The organism is Kribbella sp. CA-253562 (assembly GCF_050942265.1).
Taxonomy (GTDB): domain Bacteria; phylum Actinomycetota; class Actinomycetes; order Propionibacteriales; family Kribbellaceae; genus Kribbella.
In genome coordinates, this window is the sequence record NZ_CP192049.1 from 3270840 (window position 1) to 3292539 (window position 21700).

Below are 21700 nucleotides of genomic sequence, written 5' to 3' on the forward strand. Positions count from 1 at the left end.
GGCCGGACCCGGTGTCCGGTCACCACCCCGATCGGTGAGGAGAATCCCTCGTGCTCTACTTCGTGGCGCGCCGCTTCGTCAGCGCGCTCAGTGTCGTGCTGGTCACGCTGATCGCGACCTTCACGCTGTTTTTCGTCGCCCCGACCGACCCGGCGGCGTCGATCTGTGGTGAGCGCAACTGCACGCAGGAGCGTTACAACGAAATCAAGGAGAACCTGCACCTGGACAAGCCCAAGGTGCAGCAGTTCGCCGAGTACACCGCGGGCATCTTCGTCGGACGGACCTTCGAGACGTCTGGCGCGGTTCAGGAGTGCAAAGCACCCTGCCTGGGCTTCTCCTTCAAGAACGACCGGCCGGTCACCGAGATGCTGAAGACCCGGCTGCCGGTGACGGTGTCACTGGTCGCGGGCTACGCCGTCCTGGTGCTGACGATCGGTGTCTTCGTGGGCTCGATGGCTGCGAAGAGACGCGGCACGATGGGCGACCGCGTGCTGATGAGCAGCACGCTGATCCTCAGCTCGGTGCCGTACTACATCGTCGCGCTGATGATCTCGCTCTACCTGACGATCCTCTACCCGATCCTGCCGCGCGGTGGCTACACGCCCCTGTCGGACAACCCGGGCAAGTGGTTCCTCGGGTTCCTCACGCCCTGGCTGGTGATCGGGATCTACAACTGCACCCAGTACGCGCGCTACTCGCGCGGCTCGATGGTGGAGACGCTCAGCGAGGACTACATCCGGACCGCCCGGGCCAAGGGGCTGTCCGACCGCAAGGTCACCTACAAGCACGCGCTGCGGTCCGGCCTGATCCCGGTGATCACGATCTTCGGCCTGGACGTGGCCGGCAGCCTGGCCGGTGCGATCTTCACCGAGCGGATCTTCGACCTGCCGGGCCTGGGCAACCTGGTGCTGGAGAGCCTGCAGAACTACGACCTGCCGGTGATCATGGGCACCGTGCTGCTGGCCTCGGTGATCCTGGTCGCGATGAACTTCCTGGTCGACGTGGCCTACAGCCTGATCGACCCGCGGGTGAGGCTGTCGTGACCACACCGGGCAACGAGTTTCTTGGGAAGGACGGCGGTAGCACGATGAGCGGAGCCGAGGCCGCAGCACAGGCCAAGCGCGGTCCGTCGATCGCGACCCGCGAGCGCCGGCAGGGATCGCTCAACCCGAGCGGCGAGACGCCGTACCTCGAGGTCACCGACCTGACGGTGAAGTTCCCGACCGCCGACGGTGTGGTCAGCGCGGTGAACGGGCTGAGCTACGCCGTCCCGCTGGGCCGGACGCTGGCCATCGTCGGTGAGTCCGGTTCGGGCAAGTCGGTCTCGAGCATGGCGGTGATGGGCCTGCACGACCGCAAGCGGACCCAGATCACCGGCTCGATCAAGCTCGGCGGCGACGAGATCGTCGGTTTGGCCGAGAACGACCTGATGAAGATCCGCGGCGACGCGGTCTCGATGGTGTTCCAGGACCCGCAGTCGTCGCTGCACCCGCTCTACACGGTCGGCAACCAGATCGCCGAGGCGTACCTGGTGCACCACAAGGTCTCCAAGGACGTCGCGAAGAAGCGCGCCCTGGAGATGCTTGACCTGGTCGGCATCCCGAACCCGATCCGCCGGTTCAAGCAGTACCCGCACGAGTTCTCCGGCGGGATGCGGCAGCGCGCGATGATCGCGATGGGCCTGGTCAACGACCCCAAGCTGGTGATCGCCGACGAGCCGACCACCGCGCTCGACGTCACCGTCCAGGCACAGATCCTGGACCTGCTGAACAACCTGCAGAAGGAGTTCGGCTCGGCGATCGTGCTGATCACCCACGACCTCGGAGTGGTCGCGGAGATGGCCGACGACGTCCTGGTCATGTACGCCGGCCGCTGCGTCGAGTACGGCACCGCGCAGGACGTGCTCGCCCAGCCGCGGATGCCCTACACCTGGGGCCTGCTGGAGTCGATCCCGACGGTGTCGGCGGCGACCGAGCGGCTGCGCCCGATCAAGGGCCTGCCGCCGAGCCTGCTGAACCTGCCCAGCGGCTGCTCGTTCAACCCCCGCTGCCCCTACAAGGACCGGGTCAAGGGCGAGCGCTGCACCACCGACCTGCCCGAGCTGCTGCCGGTCGACGGCGCCGGCGCGCACACGTCCCGCTGCCACCTGCACGACAAGGCCTCGATCTACGAGGCCGAGGTCGCACCGAGACTGGGCTGAGGAGAGAGATGAGCAACACCGTGCAGGACACACCCCAGGCCGCGCAGAGCGCTCCGTTGCTGCAGGTCCGCGACCTCAAGATGCACTTCCCGATCAAGGAGGCCGCCGGCCTCGGCCGGACCCGCAAGGTGGTCCAGGCCGTCGACGGCGTCAGCTTCGACCTGGCGCCGGGCGGCAGCCTCGGCCTGGTCGGCGAGTCCGGCTGCGGCAAGTCGACCACCGGCCGGATGATCACCCGGCTGCTCACCCCGACGGCCGGCCAGATCCTGTTCAAGGGCACCGACATCGCCCGGCTGAAGGAGCGCGAGCTGCGCCCGTTCCGCCGGGAGTTGCAGATCGTCTTCCAGGACCCGTACAGCTCGCTGAACCCGCGGCAGACGGTCAGCAACATCATCAGTACGCCGCTGCGGGTGCACAACCTGGTGAAGCGCGGCAAGGAACTCGAGCGGGTCCAGGAGCTGCTGGAGCGCGTCGGCCTGAACCCCGAGCACCACAACCGCTATCCGAACGAGTTCTCCGGCGGCCAGCGCCAGCGGATCGGCATCGCCCGGGCACTGGCGGTCGAGCCCGAGGTGATCATCGCCGACGAGCCGGTCTCCGCGCTGGACGTGTCGATCCAGGCCCAGGTGATGAACCTGATGGAGGACCTGCGCCGCGATCTGGGCATCGCGTTCGTGTTCATCGCGCACGACCTCGGCGTGGTCCGGCACTTCTGCGACACCGTCGCCGTGATGTACCTCGGCAAGATCGTCGAGCAGGGCCCGCGGGAGCAGATCTACACCGCCCCGCAGCACCCGTACACGCAGGCGCTGCTGTCGGCCGCGCCCGACCTGGGCACGATCCGCGGCGTTCCGCCGAAGGAGCGGATCCGGCTGGTCGGCGACGTTCCCTCGCCGATCGACCCGCCGAGCGGTTGCCGGTTCCGGACCCGCTGCTGGAAGGCGGAGGACATCTGCGCCACCCAGGAGCCGTTGCTGGAGATCAAGCCGCGCTCCGCGGCCGGCCACACCGCGGCCTGCCACTTCGCCGAGCCGAAGGTCGACCTGACCGCCGCCACGGCCTGAGCACCCCGTGGTTCGAGGCCCCGCCCGTCAGGGTGGGGCCTCGTGCTATTGCTGGGGGAGCAACCGCGGGGTGACGACGTGCAGGTAGTCCCCGTCCGGCTCACCGGTCTGCGTCGCGCCGGTCAGTACGGCGGGCTTCCGCGCGCCGGTGTACGACGCGGTCAGGTGCGAGGTGCCGAACGAATTGATCGCGTCGAGCAGGAGTTGCCCGGTGAAGGCGACGGTCAGCGAGTCGCCGGTGCCGATCGCGGCCAGGGTCTCCGCGCCGGACGCGTCGTCGGCCGAACCGGCGCGGACCCGGAGCGAGCCCACACCGTACTCGAGCCAGATCGGGGTCATGCCGTCGGCGACGACGCTCAGCCGCTTGACGACGTCGCGCAGTGCGGCGCGCTCGACGGTGGCGCTGATCGGGGTCTCGTCCGGAACGATCCGGCGGTACGGCAGGTAGGGGCCGGTCAAGGTACGGACCCGGGCCGACCGGGTGAGGTTGCGCAATAGCAAGGTCTCGTCGGCGACGGACAGCAGCAACTGCCCACCGTCGGCGGCGAACGCGCGCGTCAGGTCACCCAACGCCTTCGCCGGCACCAGTACGTCGAACGGCTGCACCGACTCGGTCAACCCGACCCGCGCGATCCCCAGCCGGTAGCGATCGGTGCTCGCCAGCTCGACGGTCTCGTCCGCGAAGCTCAGGTTGATCCCCGCCAGTGCGGGCACGACGTCGTCCCGCGCCGCGGAGACAGCCACTTGCCCGACAGCCGCGGCGAACTCGGCAGCATCCACCGCGGCGCGGTGCTCGGCCTCAACGTCCGTCGTCGCTGGGTAGTCGATCACCGGGAGCAGGGGGAGAGAGTAGACAGCATCCCCACAGCGGACGGTGAAGCGGTTGTCCGCCGCAGCGAGCGTGACCGGGCCTGGCGGCAACAACTTGATGATCTCGGCAAGCATCCGGCCGGGCACCAGACAGGTGCCCTCGGCATCGACCTGGCAGTCGAGCGCGAGCTGCGTCGAGATCGCGTGGTCGGTCCCGGCGACGGTGGCGCGGTCAGGGCCGGCCGTCAGGAGCAGGCCGAGCAGAATCGGCGTACTCGTGCGGTGCGGAAGGCCTCTCGCGACCCAGCCGATTCCGGCCGCCAACTCCTGCTGATCTGCTACGAGCTTCACGCGTCGCAGCCTAGGAGCCGGCGCCGGCCGGGAAACCTTCAGCTAGCTCGAAGGTGAGTGGTCGCCGTGCTTGACCTCGTCGCGCTCCTGCGCGAACCGCACCGACTCGAAGGCGACCAGACCGGCCAGCAGTGCGGCGAGCACGCTGAGCTGGGCCAACGCGGGCACCTTCACCAGCGCGAACGCCGCCACCACGCACAGCCCAGCGGTGATCAGTCGGCTCCACCCGACCGTCCCGGTCGTCCGGAGCTTGAAGCCGACATGGCCGAGCAGGTAGAACACCACGCCGAAGAACAACGCATACAGCCCGATGCCCTTCAACGGGTCGTCGAGGTGGTGGTGCTCGGTGTCGCCGACGTACTCCAGCACCTTCTTCAGCCCCAGCGCCAGCAGTACGACGCCCGCCACCATCGGGAAGTGCAGGAACGTGTAGGCGTCGCGGGCCAGCTTCGGCCGGGTCTCCGCCGGCTCCGCCGCGAGCGCCTGCTCGCCGTAATACACGGTGGCGTCGAAGTAGATCCACCACAGTGCCGCGGCCACCCCGAGCCCGAGCATGGAGGCCACCACGATCGGCCAGGAGATCGGCAGGTCCGTGACGCCGACGCCGATCGCGACGATCGACTCACCCAGCGCGATGATCAGGATCAGCCCGTGCCGCTCGGCGAAGTGCGCCGCGGAGCGCAGCCGCCAGCCCCGCGCGTCGATCAGGTAGGTGCCGCCGTAGTCGGCGGCCAGCGCGGCCGCCCACAGCAGCGTCTGGGTGGTGCCGTCGAACTGTGAGGCGACCAGCAGCAGCGCCGTACCGGCCAGCATCGAGGGAGCGAACCGGGCCAGCGTCCGCCGCAGCGTCTTGTCGCCGTCCGCGATCAGCCAGAACAGCACCAGGTGCAGCGCCCGGAACAGGAAGTACGCGATCGCGATCACCACCGGTCCGGGCAGCCCGCCCGGCAGGTCGTGGAACGCCTCCGGGATCGCGAGCGCGATCAGGAACATCGCCGCCATCGCCAGCAGCAGCACGGCCCGGACCGAGCCTTCGTCGGCCTTGACCAGGTTGCACAGCCAGGCGAAGCCGATCCAGCTCCACCAGAGCAGCCCGATCAGCAGCACGCCGCGGATCACGCCGTGCCAGGTCAGCTCGTGCGCCATCAGCGCGGTGATCTGGGTCAGCGCGAAGACGAAGACCAGGTCGAAGAACAGCTCCAGCGTGGTGACGGACTGGTCCTCGGAGGTGGCCTGCGCCCGGATCGGCGTCCTGCGTGTGCTCATGGCCGCCATTGTGCCGCGCCCCGGCGTTATCGGAAGGCGATAACGCCCCTTCCGCCGCCGTACGGCGCGCCGACACGATCGGATCAACCATCGCCGACCCCGAAAGGTTGTGGCCCCGATGAAGGCAGTGCGCGTCCACGAGTACGGCAAACCACCCACCCTCGACGACATCCCCGACCCCAGCCTGCAGGGACCGCTGGACGTGATCGTGAAGGTCGACGCGGCCGGCGTCTGCCGGACCGACCTGCACATCATCGAAGGGCAGTGGGCCGACAAGAGCGGTGTCGATCTGCCGTACGTGATCGGGCACGAGAACGCCGGCACCGTGCAGGAGGTCGGCGCCGCCGTGTCCACGGTCGCGCCGGGCGACAAGGTCATCCTCCACCCGCTGGTGACGTGTGGACTGTGCCGGGCCTGCCGGGCCGGGGACGACGTGCACTGCGGGGACTCGCTGTTCCCGGGCATCAACACCGACGGCGGCATGGCCGAGTACCTGCGGACGTCGGTGCGCTCGATCGTGAAGCTGGACGACGGACTCGCGCCCGCCGACGTCGCGGCCTTGGCCGACGCGGGTCTCACGGCGTACCACGCGGTCCGCAAGGCGGTGCCGCTGCTGCACCCGGCCGACCGGGTGGTGATGATCGGGGCCGGCGGGCTCGGCCACATCGGGCTGCAGTGCCTGGTCGCGATGACGCCGTCGCGGGTGACGGTGGTCGACCGGTCGCAGGAGGTGCTGGACAAGGCGCTCGCGCTCGGCGCGCACTCGACGGTGCTGAGCGACGGCGGCCAGGTCGAGAGGGTGCTCGACGAGACCGGCGGCGAGGGCGCCCAGGTGGTGCTCGACTTCGTCGGCGAGAACGGCACCGAGGCCGACGGCATCGCGATGACCCGCAACTCCGGGTCGTACTTCGTGATCGGGTACGGCGGCACCGTCGACGTCCCGACCATCGACGTGATCTCCCGCGAGATCAACGTGGTCGGCAACCTGGTCGGCTCTTACAACGACCTGGCCGACCTGATGGAGCTGGCCGCGCAGGGCCGGGTCCGGCTGGCCACCCAGCAGTACTCCCTGGACGACGCGCTGACCGCGCTGGACGACCTGGACGGCGGCCGGGTGCCCGGCGGCCGCGCCATTCTGACGAGCTGAGGAGCACCCATGTACAGCAAGGACGGCAACAGCTACTTCATCGTCGACAGCCACATCCACGCCTGGGACGCGACCCCGGCCAACCAGGCCAACCGGTACGGCGAGGGCTTCATCAACTGCTTCTACGACTACCACCGCAACCTGTCGCCGGCCGACAAGGTCTGGACGCTGGAGGAGTTCCACAAGCAGTCCGAGGATCGGATCATCCAGGACCTGTTTACCGACGGGTACGTCGACCGGGCGATCTTCCAGCCGACGTACCTGACCGACTTCTACGTGAACGGGTTCAACACCACCGAGCAGAACGGCGTACTGGCCGAGAAGCACCCGGACAAGTTCATCGTGAACGGATCCTGGGATCCGCGCGACGGCGAGGCCGGGCTGGACAAGCTGACCGAGCTGGCCGAGCGCTGGAACCTGCGCGGCGTGAAGCTCTACACCGCCGAGTGGAAGGGCGACTCGAAGGGCTGGAAGCTGACCGACCCGTGGTCGTACCGGTACCTGGAGCGCTGCGAGGAGCTCGGCATCCGCAACATCCACATCCACAAGGGCCCGACGATCTACCCACTGAACCGGGACGCCTTCGACGTGGCCGACGTGGACGAGGTCGCCTCGGCGTTCCCGGGACTGACCTTCGTCGTCGAGCACGTCGGACTGCCGCGGCTGGAGGACTTCTGCTGGATCGCGACCCAGGAGCCCAACGTGTACGGCGGTCTGGCGGTCGCGATGCCGTTCATCCACAGCCGGCCGAAGTACTTCGCGCAGATCATCGGCGAGCTGCTCTACTGGATCGGCGAGGACCGGATCACCTTCGCCAGCGACTACGCGATCTGGACTCCGGCCTGGCTGATCGAGCGGTTCGTCGACTTCGGCTACCCCGCGGAGCTGACCGAGTACCCGGAGCTGACGGTCCAGGCGAAGAAGAAGATCCTCGGCCTGAACGCGGCCAAGCTGTACGACATCGAGGTACCCGCGGAGCTCCGCCTGCCCGAGTCGTCCGACGGCGCCGTTGGCTCCGAGCCGGTGCCGGTGGCGTGATGATCGCCGAGGCGCTCGCGACGGTGCGGGACCCGGAGCTGGACGCACCGATCACCGAGCTGGGTTTTGTCGCCGCGATCGAGCAGGACGGCGGCGACGTGACGGTCGAGCTGCGGTTGCCGACGTACTTCTGCGCGCCGAACTTCGCCTATTTGATGGTCGCCGACGCGTACGACGCGGTGGCGGCCGTGCCCGGCGTCGAGCATGTCACGGTCCGGCTGCTCGACCACTTCGCCAGCGACGAGATCAACACCGGCGTCGCCGCGTCACGAGGGTTCGAAGGCTCGTTCCCCGGCCTGGCCGACGGTGAGCTGGAAGAACTCCGCCGGACTTTCCGCCGCAAGGCCCACCGAGCCTGCCAGGAACAGGTCGCCAGCCGCCTGCTGAAAGCCGGCTGGACGATGGCGACGCTGTCAGAAGCAACCTTGGGCGACGCCGCGCCCGCACCGACGGAAGAGTTGGAGAGGTTGGTACGGCGCCGGGCGGAGCTCGGGTTGGCTCACGGTCCTCAGGCTGCTCTGCTCGTGCACGACGACGGCACACCTATTACTACTGTCGACCTGCCGTTCCAGCTGCGGATGGCGAAGACCACCCGGATCAGCATCGAGGGCAACTCCGGGCTGTGCCGAGGGCTGCTGAGTGTCCGGTACGGGCTGCCGCGCCCGGCGGGTGTTGACCAGGCGGTCGGGTGAAGGCGGCCGAGGAGGTGCCGTCCGAGCGTGGTTCCGGCGCTCGGGCGGCACGACAGAGTGCGACGGCTCTGGTTTCGGGGCAGGCTGTCAGGGTGAGCATGTCCGCGACCCCCTTCGACCCGCCGGCGACCACCGGTGCGCCCGCGGCCGGGACCGTGCAGTCGGTCTCCCGCGCGCTGAAGGCGATGGAGCTCGTGGCCGCCAGCCGCGACGGTGTCACCGCCAAGGAGATCGCGGCTCATCTCCAGCTCGCGCTGCCCTCGGCGTACCACCTGCTGGCGACGCTGACGGAGTCCGGCTACCTCGTCCACCTCGCCCAGAACCACCGCTACGGCCTCGGCTACCGGGTCCGCCTGCTCGAGCAGGGACTGCAGCGCCAGCTCGAGGTCCCCGCGCTGATCGCGTCCGCCGTACGGCGGCTGCACCTGGAGGCCGACGCGGCGGCGTACTACGCGGTCTATCGCGAGGTCGACGTGGTGATCGCGCACGTCGTCGACTCCGAGCGGCGTCCTCGCGTCCAGGTCCTCGACATCGGATTCCACGAGGCCACGCACGCGACCGCGTTCGGCAAGGTGATGCTGGCCGCGATGAGTCAGGAGGCCCGCGACGCCTACCTCGATCGGGTCGGCCTCCGTCAATGCACCGCGAACACCATGACGGACCGCCCGGCCCTGGAAGCCCATCTCGACAAGGTTCGCCGGTCCGGTGTCGCCCTGGAGATCGGCGAGTTCCAGGACGGTCTGTCCTGCCTGGCTGCTCCGGTCCGTTCCTCGGCCGGCGCCGTGCTGGCCTCCGTGGCCATCTCGCTGCCGTCGGCCGACTTCGCGGCCCGCCGCTGGACGCTCGAACGCGCCGTACGCCGTGGTGCGCTGGTGGCCACCCGCGCCGTGAACGCCCTGTAGAACAAAGAGAAACGGACCGCCACTCCGGGCGGGGAGTGGCGATCCGTTCGTTGGAACGGCGGGCTGCTGCCGATGCAGGGGAGTCAGGCAGCAGCCCACCGGGCGTTAGGCTCGGCCGTGCGCCTGACGGCTGCGGCGGCTGAGCGAGTCGATCGTGACGGCGACCAGCAGCACGCCGGCCGTCACCATGTAGCGAACGCTGGAGTCCAGGCTGAGCAGCGCCAGGCCGTTGGAGATCGACATGATCACCAGCGCGCCGAGCAGTGCCGAGTACGCCGAACCGCGGCCGCCGAACAGGCTGGTCCCGCCGATGACGGCGGCGGCGATCGCGTTCAGGTTGGTGTCGCCACCACCGCTGCTCTGGTTCACCGCGACCAGGCGGGCCGCGGCGAGCAGACCACCGACGGCCGCGAAGGTCGAGCAGGCGGCGAACACCGACAGGTAGATGAACCGGACATTGATACCGGCCCGGCGAGCGGCCTCGACGTTGCCGCCGACCGCCAGCACCGAGCGGCCCCAGCGGGTCTTGCGGATGGCGAAGTCGGTGGCCACCACGAGCGCCAGGAACAGCACGAACATCGACGACACGCCACGGTCGCTGTTCAGCACGATCACCGGCACGAGCAGCACGACCGCCAGGGCACCGGCCTTGATCGCGATCATCGACGTCGGTGCGGCCGACAGACCGGCTGCGGCGCGGGCGCCTCTGCCGCGCAGCCGGGTCAGCACGTACGCGGCGACAACGACGGCGACCAGCCCGTAGGCCAGCGCGGGGGAGAGGAAGCTGCGGGTGGCGAAACCGACGAGCACGGAGTCGAAGGGCAGGTTGAGCGAACCCTCCTTGCCCAGGACCAGCAGCTGCAGACCGAGGAAGCCGAGCAGGCCGGCCAGCGTGATCACGAAGCTCGGTACGCCGAACCGGTTGTAGAGCGCGCCGTAGAACAACCCGATCACCAGGCCGAGCACGACGCCGGCGATCAGCGAGAGCACCAGCGGCCAGCCCTCGTTGACGAACGTGACGCCGAGGATCGCGGCGGCCAGACCGCTGACCGAACCGACCGACAGGTCGATCTCGCCGAGCAGCAGGACCAGCACGATGCCGATCGCGATCACGCCGACCGAGGTGGTCTGCAGGGTCAGGTTGACCAGGTTGCGGCTGGACAGGAAGTTGCTGTTGGCGATCTGGAAGACCGCCCAGATGATCACCAGGCCGACCACGACCGGGACCGAGCCGAGGTCGCCGGAGCGCAGCCGCGCGGTGAACGCCGAGACCGCGCCGCTGATGCCGTGGCTGGCGATCAGCCGCTCGTCCTGCAGGTCGGCCGGCAGCACGACGCCACCGTTCGTTGCCTCGGGCACCGTGTCCTGCACGGGCGCCCTGGAACCGTCGACCGGGGTGGTCATGATGAGGCACCTTCCTGCTGCGTCCGGCGCGCCGCGCGCTCGGAGACGGCGTTGTCCGTCGCGCCGGTGATGGCGGCGATGATGTCCTGGGTCTTGGTCTCACTGACCGTGAAGACGCCGTTGTTGCGGCCGAGCCGCAGGACGGCGACCCGGTCGGCCACCGCCATCACGTCGGCCATGTTGTGGCTGATCAGGATGACCGCGAGGCCGCGTTCGCGCAGCCGCTCGACCAGGTTCAGCACCTCGGCGGTCTGGGCGACGCCGAGCGCCGCGGTGGGCTCGTCCAGCATCACGACCTTCGGGTCGCCGAGCAGGCTGCGGGCGATCGCGACGGTCTGCCGCTGACCGCCGGACAGGCTGGCGACCGGGATCCGGACGCTCGGGATCTTCGCGGACAGCTGACGGAGCAGCTCCCACGAGGACCGCTCCATCTCCACCTCGTCGAGCACCCGGCCCTTGCGCAGCTCGCGCCCGAGGTACAGGTTCGCGACCACGTCGAGGTTGTCGCACAGCGCCAGGTCCTGGAAGACGGTGGCGATGCCGAGCTGCTGCGCCTCGGCCGGACTGCCGACCCGCACCTCCTGCCCGTCGAACACCATCGTGCCGTCGTCGGCGGTGTAGACGCCGGCGATGGTCTTGACCAGCGTCGACTTGCCGGCGCCGTTGTCGCCGACCAGGGCGAGCACCTCGCCGGCCCGGACGTCCAGCTCGATGTTCTTCAGCGCCTGGACGGCGCCGAAGCGCTTGGACACGCCCCGCAGCGCCAGCACGGTGCCGGTCCCGACGGGGGTGGGTGTGACAGTCATCGATTCAGCTCCAAAGAGGTTCGTTCACGGCCGCGACCCCGGCGGCACCCCCGGCCTCCTCAGAGCCGGGGGTGCCACCAGGGCGGGAGCCTTACTTGAGGCCGGCCGCCGCGCAGGCGGTCGCGAACGACGCGGTGCAGATGTCGGTCACCTTGTAGATGCCGTCCTTGACCACAGTGTCGTTGATGTTGGCCTTGGTGACGGCGATCGGGTCGAGAATCGTCGACGGGACGCCCTTGAAGTCACCGGTCGACTCGGCCTTGCCACCGTTGGCCAGCGCGACCGCGGCCTTCGCGGCGGCCTCGGCCTGCGGCTTGACGGCCTTGTAGATGGTCATCGCCTGGTCGCCGGCGACGATGCGCTGGATCGCGGCGAGCTCGGAGTCCTGGCCGGTGACCGGCGGCAGCGGCTTCACGCCACCACCCTTGAGGGCCGCGATCGCACCGCCCGCGGTGCCGTCGTTGGCGGCGTACACGCCGACCAGGCCGTTCTTGATCGCGCTCAGCTGGCCTTCCATCCAGGCCTGGGCCTTGTCCGGGCTCCAGTCCGGGGTGTCGAACTCGGCCGCGATCTTGTAGCCGGAGCTGTCGAGCACGCTGTGCGCGCCCTTCTTGAAGTCGGCCGCGTTCGGGTCGGTCGGCGCGCCGTTGATCATCGCCAGGTTGCCGGAGGTCTTGCCGGCCGCCTTCAGGGTGTCGACCAGGGTCTGCGCCTGCAGCTTGCCGACGGTCTCGTTGTCGAACGAGACGTAGAAGTTCGCGCCGTCGATGAACCGGTCGTAGGCGATCACCGGCACGTTCTGGCCCTTGGCGGAGGCGACGACGGCTGCGGCCGCCTTGCCGTCGACCGGGTCGAGCACGAGCACGTTGGCGCCCTGGGTCAGCGCGGCCTCGGCCTGGGTCTGCTGCTTGGCGGCGTCCTGGTCGGCGTTGCTGTAGATCAGCTCGCAGTCGGCGCAGGCGGCCTTGAGCGCCTCGGTGAACAGCGGCCGGTCGAGCGCCTCGTACCGGGTGGTCTTGGACTCGGGCAGCAGCAGGGCGATCTTCTTGCCGCCGCCGGAGCTGCTGCCGGCCGAGCCGGAGTCGTCCGATCCACAGGCGACCAGGGACACAGCCAGGGCCGACACGGCGATGCCGAGGCCGACGAGACGGGTTGGGGAAACGGACATGCGGTGACTCCTTGACGTGAGGGCCCGAGTAGGCCTGAGCAGAGTCAAGCCCTCTCCGGCCTTGACGTCAAGGCTTGAATTCAAGAAGTAGACATATCGTTGTCACACGGCTGTCGTCTCGGAGAGAGCGCTCCCGCTGGCTGCGTACGGGGCGAAATGGAGCCGCTCTCTTCCGTGATCGGGGTTCGAAGGCGGGCAATCTGCTCGTAACGACCGGCTGCGGGGGCGTGCGTGGTGGTCAGGTCGCCGGAGTCGCCCAGGTCGTAGACGTCTGGTGCCGGCGGCTGCGCACTTCCGGCCGGGATGGTTGGGACGGGCGGAACGCGCTGGTCGCCGCCTAGGGGCCGGTGGCCGACGGCGGACGCGCCGAGTGCCGCCGGCGCGGCTGGGGAAGCGAGCGCCGTCGACGTGCTGCACACGATCGGCGGCGACGACACCAAACCGCGGGCCGCCGCGCTCGCGGGGAGCCTGTATACCACCGTCGCCGTGCGGGCGGCGTATCTGTACACCACCGTCGCCGTGCGGGCGGCGTATCTGTACACCACCGTCGCCGTGCGGGCGGCGTATCTGTACACCACCGTCGCCGTGCGGGCGGCGTATCTGTACACCACCGTCGCCGTGCGGGCGGCGTATCTGTACACCACCGTCGCCGTGCGGGCGGCGTATCTGTACACCACCGTCGCCGTGCGGGCGGCGTATCTGTACACCACCGTCGCCGTGCGGGCGGCGTATCTGTACACCACCGTCGCCGTGCGGGCGGCGTATCTGTACACCACCGTCGCCGTGCGGGCGGCGTATCTGTACACCACCGTCGCCGTGCGGGCGGCGTACCTGTACACCACCGCCGCCGTGCGCGCGGCGAACCTGCACACCACCCCGCCGAGCGCGCGGCGTACCTGGACACCACCCCCGCCGAGCGCGCGGCGTACCTGGACACCACCCCCGCCGAGCGCGCGGCGTAACTGGACACCACCGCCGATGACCACCTCGGTGGGGTCGAGCACTAGGGCGGCGGGGCGAGTTCGAGCATGACGGCGACCTGACTGGTCAGCTGCCCGCCGTCGCCGACGCACGACAACCTGGGGTATGCCAGGCGGGAACAGCAAACTACGCGCGAGCTACGCGGGAGTGGCTGAGGACGGAGGCCAGTTCGATCGCGCCGAGGACGTCGGCGGAGTCGCCGAGTTCGGCGGGGCGGAGTTCTACGGTGGCGGCGGCGCTCGGGATGGCGCAGCGGTCGAGGGCCTCGCGCATCGGGTGGAGGATGAGGTCGCCGGCTTCGGCCATCTTGCCGCCGACGACGATCACCTCGGGGTTGAACAGGTTCACCAGACCCGCCACGGCGACGCCGACGCGGCGGCCGGCGTCCTCGATCACGCGGCGGCAGCCCAGGTCGCCGGCCAGGGCGCGGGTGATCACGTCGCGCAGCCGCAGCGGGCCGTGCGAGGCGGCGAGTGAGTTGAGCAGCGCGCGGGAGCCGACGAAGGTGTCGAGGCAGCCGCGGTTGCCGCAGCGGCAGATCGGGCCGTTCTCGTCGATCGTCAGGTGGCCGATCTCGCCCGCCGTCCCGGCCGAACCGCGGAACACCTCGCCGCCGAGCACGATGCCCGCGCCCACGCCGTACGAGAACTTGATGTAGCAACCGTGCCGGACGCCGCGCAGCGCGCCGGACCGCAATTCGCCGAGGGCGGCCAGGTTGGCGGTGTTGTCGAGCGCGACGGGGGCGCGCAGGTAGCCGGACATCGCCGCGGCGACGTTCACGCCGCGCCACCCCGGCAGGACCGAGTCGGAACCGGCCTCGCCACTGACCGAGTCCACCGGCGTGGGCAGGCCGAAGCCGATCGCGCCGATGTCCTCGACGCCTTGGCCGACGGTCTCGGCGAGGTCGGCGAGCAGGCGCGCGGCCCGCTCCATCCCGTCGTCAGCGACGTGGTCGGCTTGCAGTGGCATCAGTTGCTCAGCGAGGATTTCGCGGCTCTCGGAGGCGATCGCGACCCGGACGTCACGCTCGCCGAATGCGACCCCGGCCAACAGTCCGCCGCCGGAGGCGAGCGAGACCAGGACGGCGCGGCGGCCGTTGCGGATGCTGGGTGACACTCCGACCAGACCGGCCTGGTCGAGTTCCTTGACCATGTTGGACACGGTCGCGGCGGACAATCCGGAGGCGGCAGCGATCTCGACCTGCGTGAGCGGACCGTGCTGCCGGACAACCCCCAGGACACGCTCACGGTTGGCTTCGCGCAGCGAAGCCTGTGAGCCTGGTGCCGGGCGGGTTGCGTTCATTACATAAAGATAACGGATCGAAGGGATTCCGTCGCCGGATAACCGGCCGTCGGCCTGACCGTGATCGCCATGTGTCCTCGCCGTTACGCGTAGTCCTGCCCGTCAGGACGTCCGCCGTGACACTAATGCACCACCAGTCCCAGGAGCATCGGACCCACGCGGTGGTGGATCGAGGACCACGCGGGGTGCTCGGGCGGCTTCGGTGGGTGGTCGGATGGGTGAGAAGAGTCGGCGCGGTGAAGGGTCGGGCGGCTCGCGGCGGCGGGAGGCGGTCGGACCGCGAGCCCGGGGCGTGAGGCCGGGATGAAGCCGCCGGGGGATGGCGAGCGGATCGCGGGGTGGTGGGCGGCGGGAGTCTGTTAGGGCGCGATGGTGAGCTGTGCGGGGTTAGATCGCGAGGGCGATGGTGAGCTGTGCGGGGTTAGATCGCGAGGGCGATGGTGAGCTGTGCGGGGTTAGATCGCGAGGGCGATGGTGAGCTGTGCGGGGGTCGGATCGCGAGGGCGATGGTGAGCTGTGCGGGGGTCGGATCGCGAGGGCGATGGTGAGCTGTGCGGGGGTCGGATCGCGAGGGCGATGGTGAACCGTGCGAGGTCAGATCGCGAGGGCGATGGTGAACCGTGCGGGAGTCAGACCGCGAGGGCGATGGTGAGCAGGGCGAGGGGGAGGGCCAGTTCGACGGTCGCGCCGAGGGTGTCACCGGTGATGCCGCCGAGGGAGGTGCGGGCGCCGCGGGTGGCCGCGAGTGCGAGGGCGACGGTGAGCAGGATGGCCAGGGCGGTGCCGATGAGCGCCGGCCCGAGAGCGAAGGCCGGATCATCGACCGCGGAGGGCGGGAGGATCGTCAGGCCGGGTGATACTTCGTGGACGCCTTTGAGGGTGGTCGAAGAGGTCAGGTCCGGCGAGGGGGCCGTGAGCCAGACGAGCGCGAGAACCAAGGCCAGTGCGGCGAGCGTCACCAGCGCGGCGGCGTACGGGCGGACGGTGGCCGCGACCATCGCCCCGAGGCCGTCGGGGCGGGCGGACGGGACGCCGACGCGGCAGGACCAGGGGAGCGTGAGCCGGCTGGCGACGGTCGCAACGAACACGGCCTGCCAGCCGAAGCCGGCTTGGATGCAGGCGGTGAGCGCTGCGACGTCGATCAGCAGCACAGCGACGATCGCCACCACACCGAACGGACCGATGTCGCTCTGCTTCATGATCCGCAGCTTGGTCTCCCGGTCACGCCGGCTCCCGAACGCGTCAGCGGTGTCCGCAAGACCGTCGAGATGCAGCGCTCCGGACAGCACGCAAAGCGCCACGACACCGAGCACCGCCGCCAGCAGGGAGGCTTCGGGCTTCACGGCGTGAACAACGCCGACCACACCGGCGGCCAACCCGCCCACCACCACCCCGGCCACCGGCGCAAGCAACATCGCCCCACCGGCAACCGCCCGATCCACCCGCCGAGGCGCGGGCGTAGGCAACACGGTCAAGGTCCCGAACGCCAGCCGCAACCCGTCAAGCGTCACGCGCCACCCCCGGACGCCCAGCACTGACCAACGTGCTTGGAAAGGGGTTCCCGGTCGATCGCTGAGCGTGAGGCCCGCCGCCGGGCGGAGGTTGGTGGGTGGTGCACGTCCGGCTCGCACCGCGTCGGTCGGCGCCACGCACCGGCACGGCGACCTGCGTCGGCAGGCGGTCCCGGACCGCGACGTCCCGCTCCAGCCGTAGCCGCAGCGTCCAGGCCGAGTCACAGCGTCCCGCCTCCGCCTCCGCCCCAGCCCCAGCCCGAGACCCAGACCCAGTCCCAGCCCCAGACCCAGTCCCAGCCTCCCGCCCCCGCCGTAGTCGCAGCGTCCCGCTCCTCACCCTGCCCATCCGTCCCATTTGGCGGGTCAACCCACCGATTGGTGGGTTCGATGGCGGCATCCCGCACTGGAACCCACACATCCGAGGGTTAACCGTGCAAATGTCGGCGGCGGCCAGAGCCAGAGCTGGGCGAGCGTGGCGGCGGAGGGCGACGTGAGCGCAGGGTGACGCGAGCGCGCGGTGGGGCGTGCGGGGGGAGGCGAGTGCGCGGTGGGGCGGGCGGGGGAAGGTGAGTGCGCGGTGGGGCGGGCGGGGGAAGGTGAGTGCGCGGTGGGGCGGGCGGGGGAAGGTGAGTGCGCGGTGGGGCGGGCGGGGGAAGGTGAGTGCGCGGTGGGGCGGGCGGGGGAAGGCGAGTGCGCGGTGAGGCGGGCGGGGGAAGGCGAGCGCGCGGGGACGCCAGCGGGGTGCCGTTAGCGGGGTGACGCAAGCGCCTTGCGCCACCACGGCGTCTCGTGTCGTCACAGCGCGACGGTTCTTCCCGCGATGCACCACAGGACCGTGTCCGACTGGCGGGAGATCGTGGCGTTGAGGCGGCCCATCAGGTCGCGGAACAGCCGGGTGCCGGCGTCGGCCGGGACCACCCCCGAGCCGACTTCGTTGCTCACGGCGACGACTCGGCGCGGTGTCGCGGACCACGCGGCTGCGAGCTGGTCGATTCGCCGTTCGACCTCGTCGGCGTTCTCGGGATGCTCCCAGATGTCGCACGCGTCCATCGTCCGCGCGAGCCAGAGCGTCAGGCAGTCCACCAGCAGTGGCGGGCCGTCGGTCTCGAGCAGCGGGACGAGGTCGATCGTCTCCGCGAGTCCCCAGGAAGCAGGCCGCCGTGCGCGATGCTTGGCGATCCGATCGGCCCATTCGGGATCCGCCGAGCCGTCACCACCGGTCGCGACGTAGAGGGTGTCCGGGGTGTCGGCCATCAGGCGCTCGGCCTCGGTGGATTTGCCAGAGCGGGCGCCGCCGAGGATGAGGGTCCGCCGAGCGACAGGCGCAGACTGCAGGCCGCCGACAGCTGGCGCGGTCCACGAGAGCTGGTCGCCGACAGCGGACGCGGTCCACGACAGCTGGTCACCCTCAGGCGTCAGTACGTCGTACCGGATGCCGGCGGGCGTGCGCGTCGTGGTGACGCGGTACCCGTCGACCGGGGTGAAGCCGTCGGCGCTCAACCGCAGGACGCCGTCCACCACAGCACCGCCCTCGCTGGTGACCAGTTCAGCCATCATGCCTCCCCTCGAAGCTCACCGGTACGTCGAACGCGGCCTTCCGCGCAGTTCGGCGGAAGGCCTTGAGGACCGGACGACCCAGCGCCAGCACCAGTACGGCGCACAGCACGCCGCGCGGGATGTCCCAGCCCAGCGAGGTCGCCACGACGAACAGCAGGTACCGGTGCAGGTTGTCGGCCAGCGCGTCGCCGGGGATGAACGAGAAGTCGCTGCCGAAGGTCGCGAACGGCCAGAACCACAGGTTCATCACCACGCCGTACAAGATGCCCGCGACCAGCGAGTACGCCGCGAGCAGCAGCAGCTCGAGCCGTCCGCCGACCCGCGGCAGCAGCCCGGCCAGGCAGCCGACCCACGCGCAGGCGAGCATCTGGAACGGCATCCACGGCCCGACCCCGCCGCTGATCAGCGCACCCGCCAGCAGCGAGATCGCGCCCAGCACGAAGCCGAAGCCGGCGCCGAAGGCTCGCCCGGCCAGGATCAGGAGGAAGAAGCCCGGCTCCAGCCCCGCCGTACCGGGGCCGAGGGCGCGCAGGGCGGCGCCGACCGCGGCGAGCATGCCGAGCAGGGAGATCACCTTCGCGTCGATCCCGGCCTCGGCCAGTTCGGCGAGGACGACGGCGACCAGCAGCGGCAGCAGCAGGACGAACAACCAGGGCGCGTCGGTGGTGTGCCCGATCGCCGAGGCCCCGGCCTGGTCGGTCTGCCAGATCAGCGGCCAGGAGAACGCCAGCAGTCCGACAACCGATGCGAGCAGGAGCGTCGCCGTACTGCGGGGCTTCAGCCGGACCAGCCGCGGTCCGGTCACGACGCACGCTCGAGCGCGGTGGCGACTTCGCCGACGGTGAGGAACGGCAGCGGCGCGAGGATCTTGGCCACCTGCGGCGCGAACGCCGGCGACCCGGCGATCACCGTGGCGGTGTCGCCGTCGCTGACCAGTTCGCCGTCGGCCAGCACGAGCACCCGGGTCGCGACCTCCGCCACCATCTCGACGTCGTGGGTCGACAGCACGACCGCGTGCCCGTCGGCCGCGAGCTCGCGCAGGATCTCGACCAGCCGCCGCTTCGCTCCGTAGTCCAGACCGCGGGTCGGCTCGTCGAGCAGCAGCAGCGGGGGAGCACCACACAGTACGACGGCCAGCGCCAGGCAGAGCCGCTGTCCCTCCGACAGGTCGCGCGGGTGCATCTGGTCGTCGATGTCAGGCGCGAGCCGCTCCAGCAGAGCGCGGCAGCGGCCCGGCGTCACCTTGAAGTCGCTGTCCGCCCCAGCGCACTCCTCAGCCACAGTAGGGGCGTAGAGCAGATCGGCCGGCTCCTGCGGGACCAGTCCGACCGCCTTGACCAACTGCTTGGGCTTCGTACGCCGTGGGTCGATGCCCGCAGCAACAACACTGCCCGACCGCGGCTGCACCAACCCGACCAGAGCGTTCAGCAGCGTCGACTTGCCCACGCCGTTGCGGCCCATCAGCGCAACCACCTCACCCGCCCGGAGTGAGAGTGACACCCCACGCAGCGCCGGCACGCTCCCGTAGCTGACCACCAGATCGTTGCACCGGGCAAGCTCGTTGCCGATCACGGCGACGCGCGGAGCGGGCCGGTGATCACCCAGCCGCTCCCGCAGTACGCCGGCCGCACGGCGGGCGTCCCGGACCGACAGCGGCAACGGCGACCAGCCGGCGAGTCGCCCAAGTTCCACCACCGGGGGTGCGACCGGCGCGGTCACCATCAGGTCGGCCGGAAGACCAGTGGACACCGCGCCCGAGATCTCGATCACCCGGTCGGCGTACTGGATGACTCGCTCGAGCCGGTGCTCTGCCATCACGACAGTGACGCCGAGGTCATGCACGAGTCGCTGCAGCGCGGCCAGCACCTCTTCGGCCGCCTGCGGGTCCAGCGCCGACGTCGGCTCGTCCAGTACGAGCACAGCCGGGTGAGAGGTCAGCGCGGCCCCGATCGCCGTCCGCTGCCGTTGCCCACCGGACAGCGCGGTCAGCGGCCGATCCCGTACGTCGGCCAGCCCGAGCAGGTCGAGCGTCTCCTCGACGCGGCGGCGCATCACGTCCGGAGGTACGCCGAGCGACTCCATGCTGTACGCCAGTTCGTCCTCGACCGTGTCGGTGACGAACCCGGCCATCGGGTCCTGCCCGACGATGCCGACCACGTCCGCCAGGTCGCGCGGGCGGTAGTCCTTGGTGTCGCGGCCGTTCACCAGTACCCGGCCGGCCAGTGTGCCGCCGGTGAAGTGCGGGACCAATCCGTTGATCGCCCGGAGCAGTGTGGACTTGCCCGAGCCGGTCCGGCCGACCACCAGCGCCAGCTCGCCTTCCGGCACGGTGAAGCTGACGTCGCGCAGCGCCGGCTCGGCAGCACCGTCGTACGTGACGGTGACCCGGTCGAACTCGATCATGCGGGCACCAGCTCAGGTCGACGCGTCAGGGGAGGAGCAGCGACCGCAGGGGCCAGGCCGATCAGGATGCCGAGCACGGGCAGCAGCGGGACCGGCGGGACGACCAGCGGGCCGGGCAGTACGAGGCCCTCGACGCCGCGCGCGGCCGCAACGATCAGAGTCGCTGCGGCGATCGCACCGGAGCCGATGACCAGCCACTCCGGCAGAGCCCAGGGGTCCGGCCGGTAGCGCGTGCGGGTCACCCGCTGGCGCCCGACAGCCATCGCGCCGGTCGCCAGCAGTACGCCGAAAGCCAGTGCGCCGGCCGCGGCCGGGAAGGCCATCGCATCAGTGAGCAGGGAGTAGACGCCGAGCATGATGCCGAGCAGACCGAGCAGGACCGACGCCCCGGTGATCTGGCGCTGACGGCGCGGGACGTGCGCCGTCCGGCCGTAGCCGCGCGAGTCCATCGCCGCGGCGAGCTCGACCGAGCGGTCGAGTGCGCCTTCCAGGACCGGCATCGCCGTCGTACGGAAGGAGCCGCGGGTGCGGCCGCGCAGGCGGCGGGCGCCGCGGATCCGGCGGGCGTCGGTGACCAGTTGCGGCGCGAAGGTCAGCGCCACCACACAGGCGACGCCCATCTCGTAAAGGGCCCCGGGCAACGACTTGAGCAGGCGGCGCGGACTGGCGAGGGCGTTGGCCGCGCCGATGCAGCAGAGCATGACGGCGAGCTGGAGGCCGTCGTACAGCGCGGTGACGACGGCCTCGGCCGACACCTCGCCGCCCAGCTTCACGCCGTTGGCCCAGTCGGGCAAGGGGATCTGAGGGAGCGTGAACAACAGCGTGTTGCCCTGCGAGCGCGTGGAGAGCAGCGCCTGCAGGACGATCCGGACGCCGATCACGACCAGGCCGAGCTTCAGGAAGGCCAGATAGCTGTTGGCCCAGGGAGCGTCGCTGCGGCGAGCCGCCACGACGAAGCCGGCCACCGCCAGGATCAGGACGAGCAGCACCGGGTTGCGGGTCCTGCTGGCGGCGACGGCGAGGCCGAGGGCCCACAACCACCACGCCCCCGGGTGCAGAGCCCGGGGGAGGGTGGGGTGGTGGACCGCGCGCACC

Annotated in this window: 19 protein-coding genes; 8 read left to right on the plus strand and 11 right to left on the minus strand. The window is 70.3% G+C overall.

The genetic code is table 11. The annotated features are described in order from the left end of the window. The first annotated feature begins 50 nt into the window (after positions 1–50). Genes ACQPXM_RS15605 through ACQPXM_RS15615 form a run of 3 tightly spaced genes read left to right on the plus strand, consistent with a single transcriptional unit; the run spans position 51 to position 3264 of the window. Complete coding sequence (locus ACQPXM_RS15605; protein WP_432949131.1) at positions 51–1043, plus strand: ABC transporter permease; 993 nt, start codon at positions 51–53, stop codon at positions 1041–1043. A gap of 44 nt (positions 1044–1087) precedes the next feature. Further along, positions 1088–2200: an ABC transporter ATP-binding protein gene (locus ACQPXM_RS15610; protein WP_432949133.1), complete on the plus strand. Its 1113-nt coding sequence runs from the start codon at positions 1088–1090 to the stop codon at positions 2198–2200. Between the two features lie 8 nt (positions 2201–2208). After that, positions 2209–3264 carry an ABC transporter ATP-binding protein gene (locus tag ACQPXM_RS15615; protein ID WP_432949135.1) on the plus strand — a complete coding sequence of 352 codons (1056 nt, stop codon included), beginning with the start codon at positions 2209–2211 and terminating at the stop codon, positions 3262–3264. A 45-nt stretch (positions 3265–3309) separates the two neighbouring features. Here the strand turns inward: ACQPXM_RS15615 and dnaN are convergent, their stop codons facing one another. After that, a complete protein-coding gene (gene dnaN / locus ACQPXM_RS15620; protein WP_432949137.1) occupies positions 3310–4425 on the minus strand; it encodes a DNA polymerase III subunit beta in 1116 nt (371 codons plus the stop codon). Between the two features lie 42 nt (positions 4426–4467). Then, positions 4468–5691 carry a low temperature requirement protein A gene (locus tag ACQPXM_RS15625; RefSeq protein WP_432949139.1) on the minus strand — a complete coding sequence of 408 codons (1224 nt, stop codon included), beginning with the start codon at positions 5689–5691 and terminating at the stop codon, positions 4468–4470. Between the two features lie 118 nt (positions 5692–5809). On the opposite strand from ACQPXM_RS15625, the gene ACQPXM_RS15630 reads away from it, so the two are divergent. From ACQPXM_RS15630 to ACQPXM_RS15645, 4 genes are all read left to right on the plus strand, one after another. Beyond that, the gene (locus ACQPXM_RS15630; RefSeq protein ID WP_432949141.1) at positions 5810–6838 is read left to right on the plus strand and encodes an NAD(P)-dependent alcohol dehydrogenase; all 1029 of its coding nucleotides are present in this window, start codon (positions 5810–5812) and stop codon (positions 6836–6838) included. A gap of 9 nt (positions 6839–6847) precedes the next feature. Next, on the plus strand, positions 6848–7876 hold the full coding sequence (locus ACQPXM_RS15635) for an amidohydrolase family protein (protein ID WP_432949143.1): 1029 nt from the start codon (positions 6848–6850) through the stop codon (positions 7874–7876). Further along, positions 7876–8568 (plus strand): iron-sulfur cluster assembly protein, encoded by a 693-nt coding sequence (locus tag ACQPXM_RS15640; RefSeq protein WP_432949145.1) that lies wholly within the window; start codon positions 7876–7878, stop codon positions 8566–8568. The genes ACQPXM_RS15635 and ACQPXM_RS15640 overlap by 1 nt, the downstream gene beginning before the upstream one ends. Before the next feature lie 98 nt (positions 8569–8666). Next, positions 8667–9470: an IclR family transcriptional regulator gene (locus ACQPXM_RS15645; RefSeq protein WP_432949147.1), complete on the plus strand. Its 804-nt coding sequence runs from the start codon at positions 8667–8669 to the stop codon at positions 9468–9470. A 105-nt stretch (positions 9471–9575) separates the two neighbouring features. On the opposite strand, the gene ACQPXM_RS15650 is transcribed toward ACQPXM_RS15645, so the two are convergent. The 3 genes from ACQPXM_RS15650 to ACQPXM_RS15660 all read right to left on the minus strand — a co-directional run bounded on the left by ACQPXM_RS15650 (position 9576) and on the right by ACQPXM_RS15660 (position 12848). Continuing rightward, positions 9576–10874, minus strand: coding sequence for a sugar ABC transporter permease (locus ACQPXM_RS15650; RefSeq protein ID WP_432949149.1), 1299 nt, complete (start codon positions 10872–10874; stop codon positions 9576–9578). Next, positions 10871–11680, minus strand: a complete 810-nt coding sequence (locus ACQPXM_RS15655) for an ATP-binding cassette domain-containing protein (RefSeq protein WP_432949151.1) — start codon at positions 11678–11680, stop codon at positions 10871–10873. Before ACQPXM_RS15655 ends, ACQPXM_RS15650 begins: the two co-directional genes overlap by 4 nt. A 91-nt stretch (positions 11681–11771) precedes the next feature. Beyond that, positions 11772–12848: an ABC transporter substrate-binding protein gene (locus ACQPXM_RS15660; protein ID WP_432949153.1), complete on the minus strand. Its 1077-nt coding sequence runs from the start codon at positions 12846–12848 to the stop codon at positions 11772–11774. Positions 12849–13256: 408 nt separating this feature from the next. Here ACQPXM_RS15660 and ACQPXM_RS15665 point away from each other — a divergent pair, with 408 nt between their 5' ends. After that, a complete protein-coding gene (locus ACQPXM_RS15665; protein WP_432949155.1) occupies positions 13257–13880 on the plus strand; it encodes a hypothetical protein in 624 nt (207 codons plus the stop codon). 75 nt (positions 13881–13955) lie between these two features. Here ACQPXM_RS15665 and ACQPXM_RS15670 read toward each other — a convergent pair whose 3' ends face one another. The 6 genes from ACQPXM_RS15670 to ACQPXM_RS15695 all read right to left on the minus strand — a co-directional run bounded on the left by ACQPXM_RS15670 (position 13956) and on the right by ACQPXM_RS15695 (position 21699). Beyond that, complete coding sequence (locus tag ACQPXM_RS15670; protein ID WP_432949157.1) at positions 13956–15131, minus strand: ROK family transcriptional regulator; 1176 nt, start codon at positions 15129–15131, stop codon at positions 13956–13958. Positions 15132–15760: 629 nt separating this feature from the next. Then, a complete protein-coding gene (locus tag ACQPXM_RS15675) occupies positions 15761–16642 on the minus strand; it encodes an adenosylcobinamide-GDP ribazoletransferase (RefSeq protein ID WP_432949159.1) in 882 nt (293 codons plus the stop codon). Between the two features lie 798 nt (positions 16643–17440). After that, positions 17441–18199: a bifunctional adenosylcobinamide kinase/adenosylcobinamide-phosphate guanylyltransferase gene (locus ACQPXM_RS15680; protein WP_432949161.1), complete on the minus strand. Its 759-nt coding sequence runs from the start codon at positions 18197–18199 to the stop codon at positions 17441–17443. Beyond that, complete coding sequence (locus ACQPXM_RS15685) at positions 18192–19007, minus strand: ECF transporter S component (RefSeq protein ID WP_432949163.1); 816 nt, start codon at positions 19005–19007, stop codon at positions 18192–18194. The genes ACQPXM_RS15680 and ACQPXM_RS15685 overlap by 8 nt, the downstream gene beginning before the upstream one ends. After that, positions 19004–20605, minus strand: a complete 1602-nt coding sequence (locus tag ACQPXM_RS15690; RefSeq protein WP_432949165.1) for an ABC transporter ATP-binding protein — start codon at positions 20603–20605, stop codon at positions 19004–19006. Before ACQPXM_RS15690 ends, ACQPXM_RS15685 begins: the two co-directional genes overlap by 4 nt. Next, positions 20602–21699 carry an energy-coupling factor transporter transmembrane component T gene (locus tag ACQPXM_RS15695; protein WP_432949167.1) on the minus strand — a complete coding sequence of 366 codons (1098 nt, stop codon included), beginning with the start codon at positions 21697–21699 and terminating at the stop codon, positions 20602–20604. The genes ACQPXM_RS15690 and ACQPXM_RS15695 overlap by 4 nt, the downstream gene beginning before the upstream one ends. Between the last annotated feature and the right edge of the window lies 1 nt (position 21700).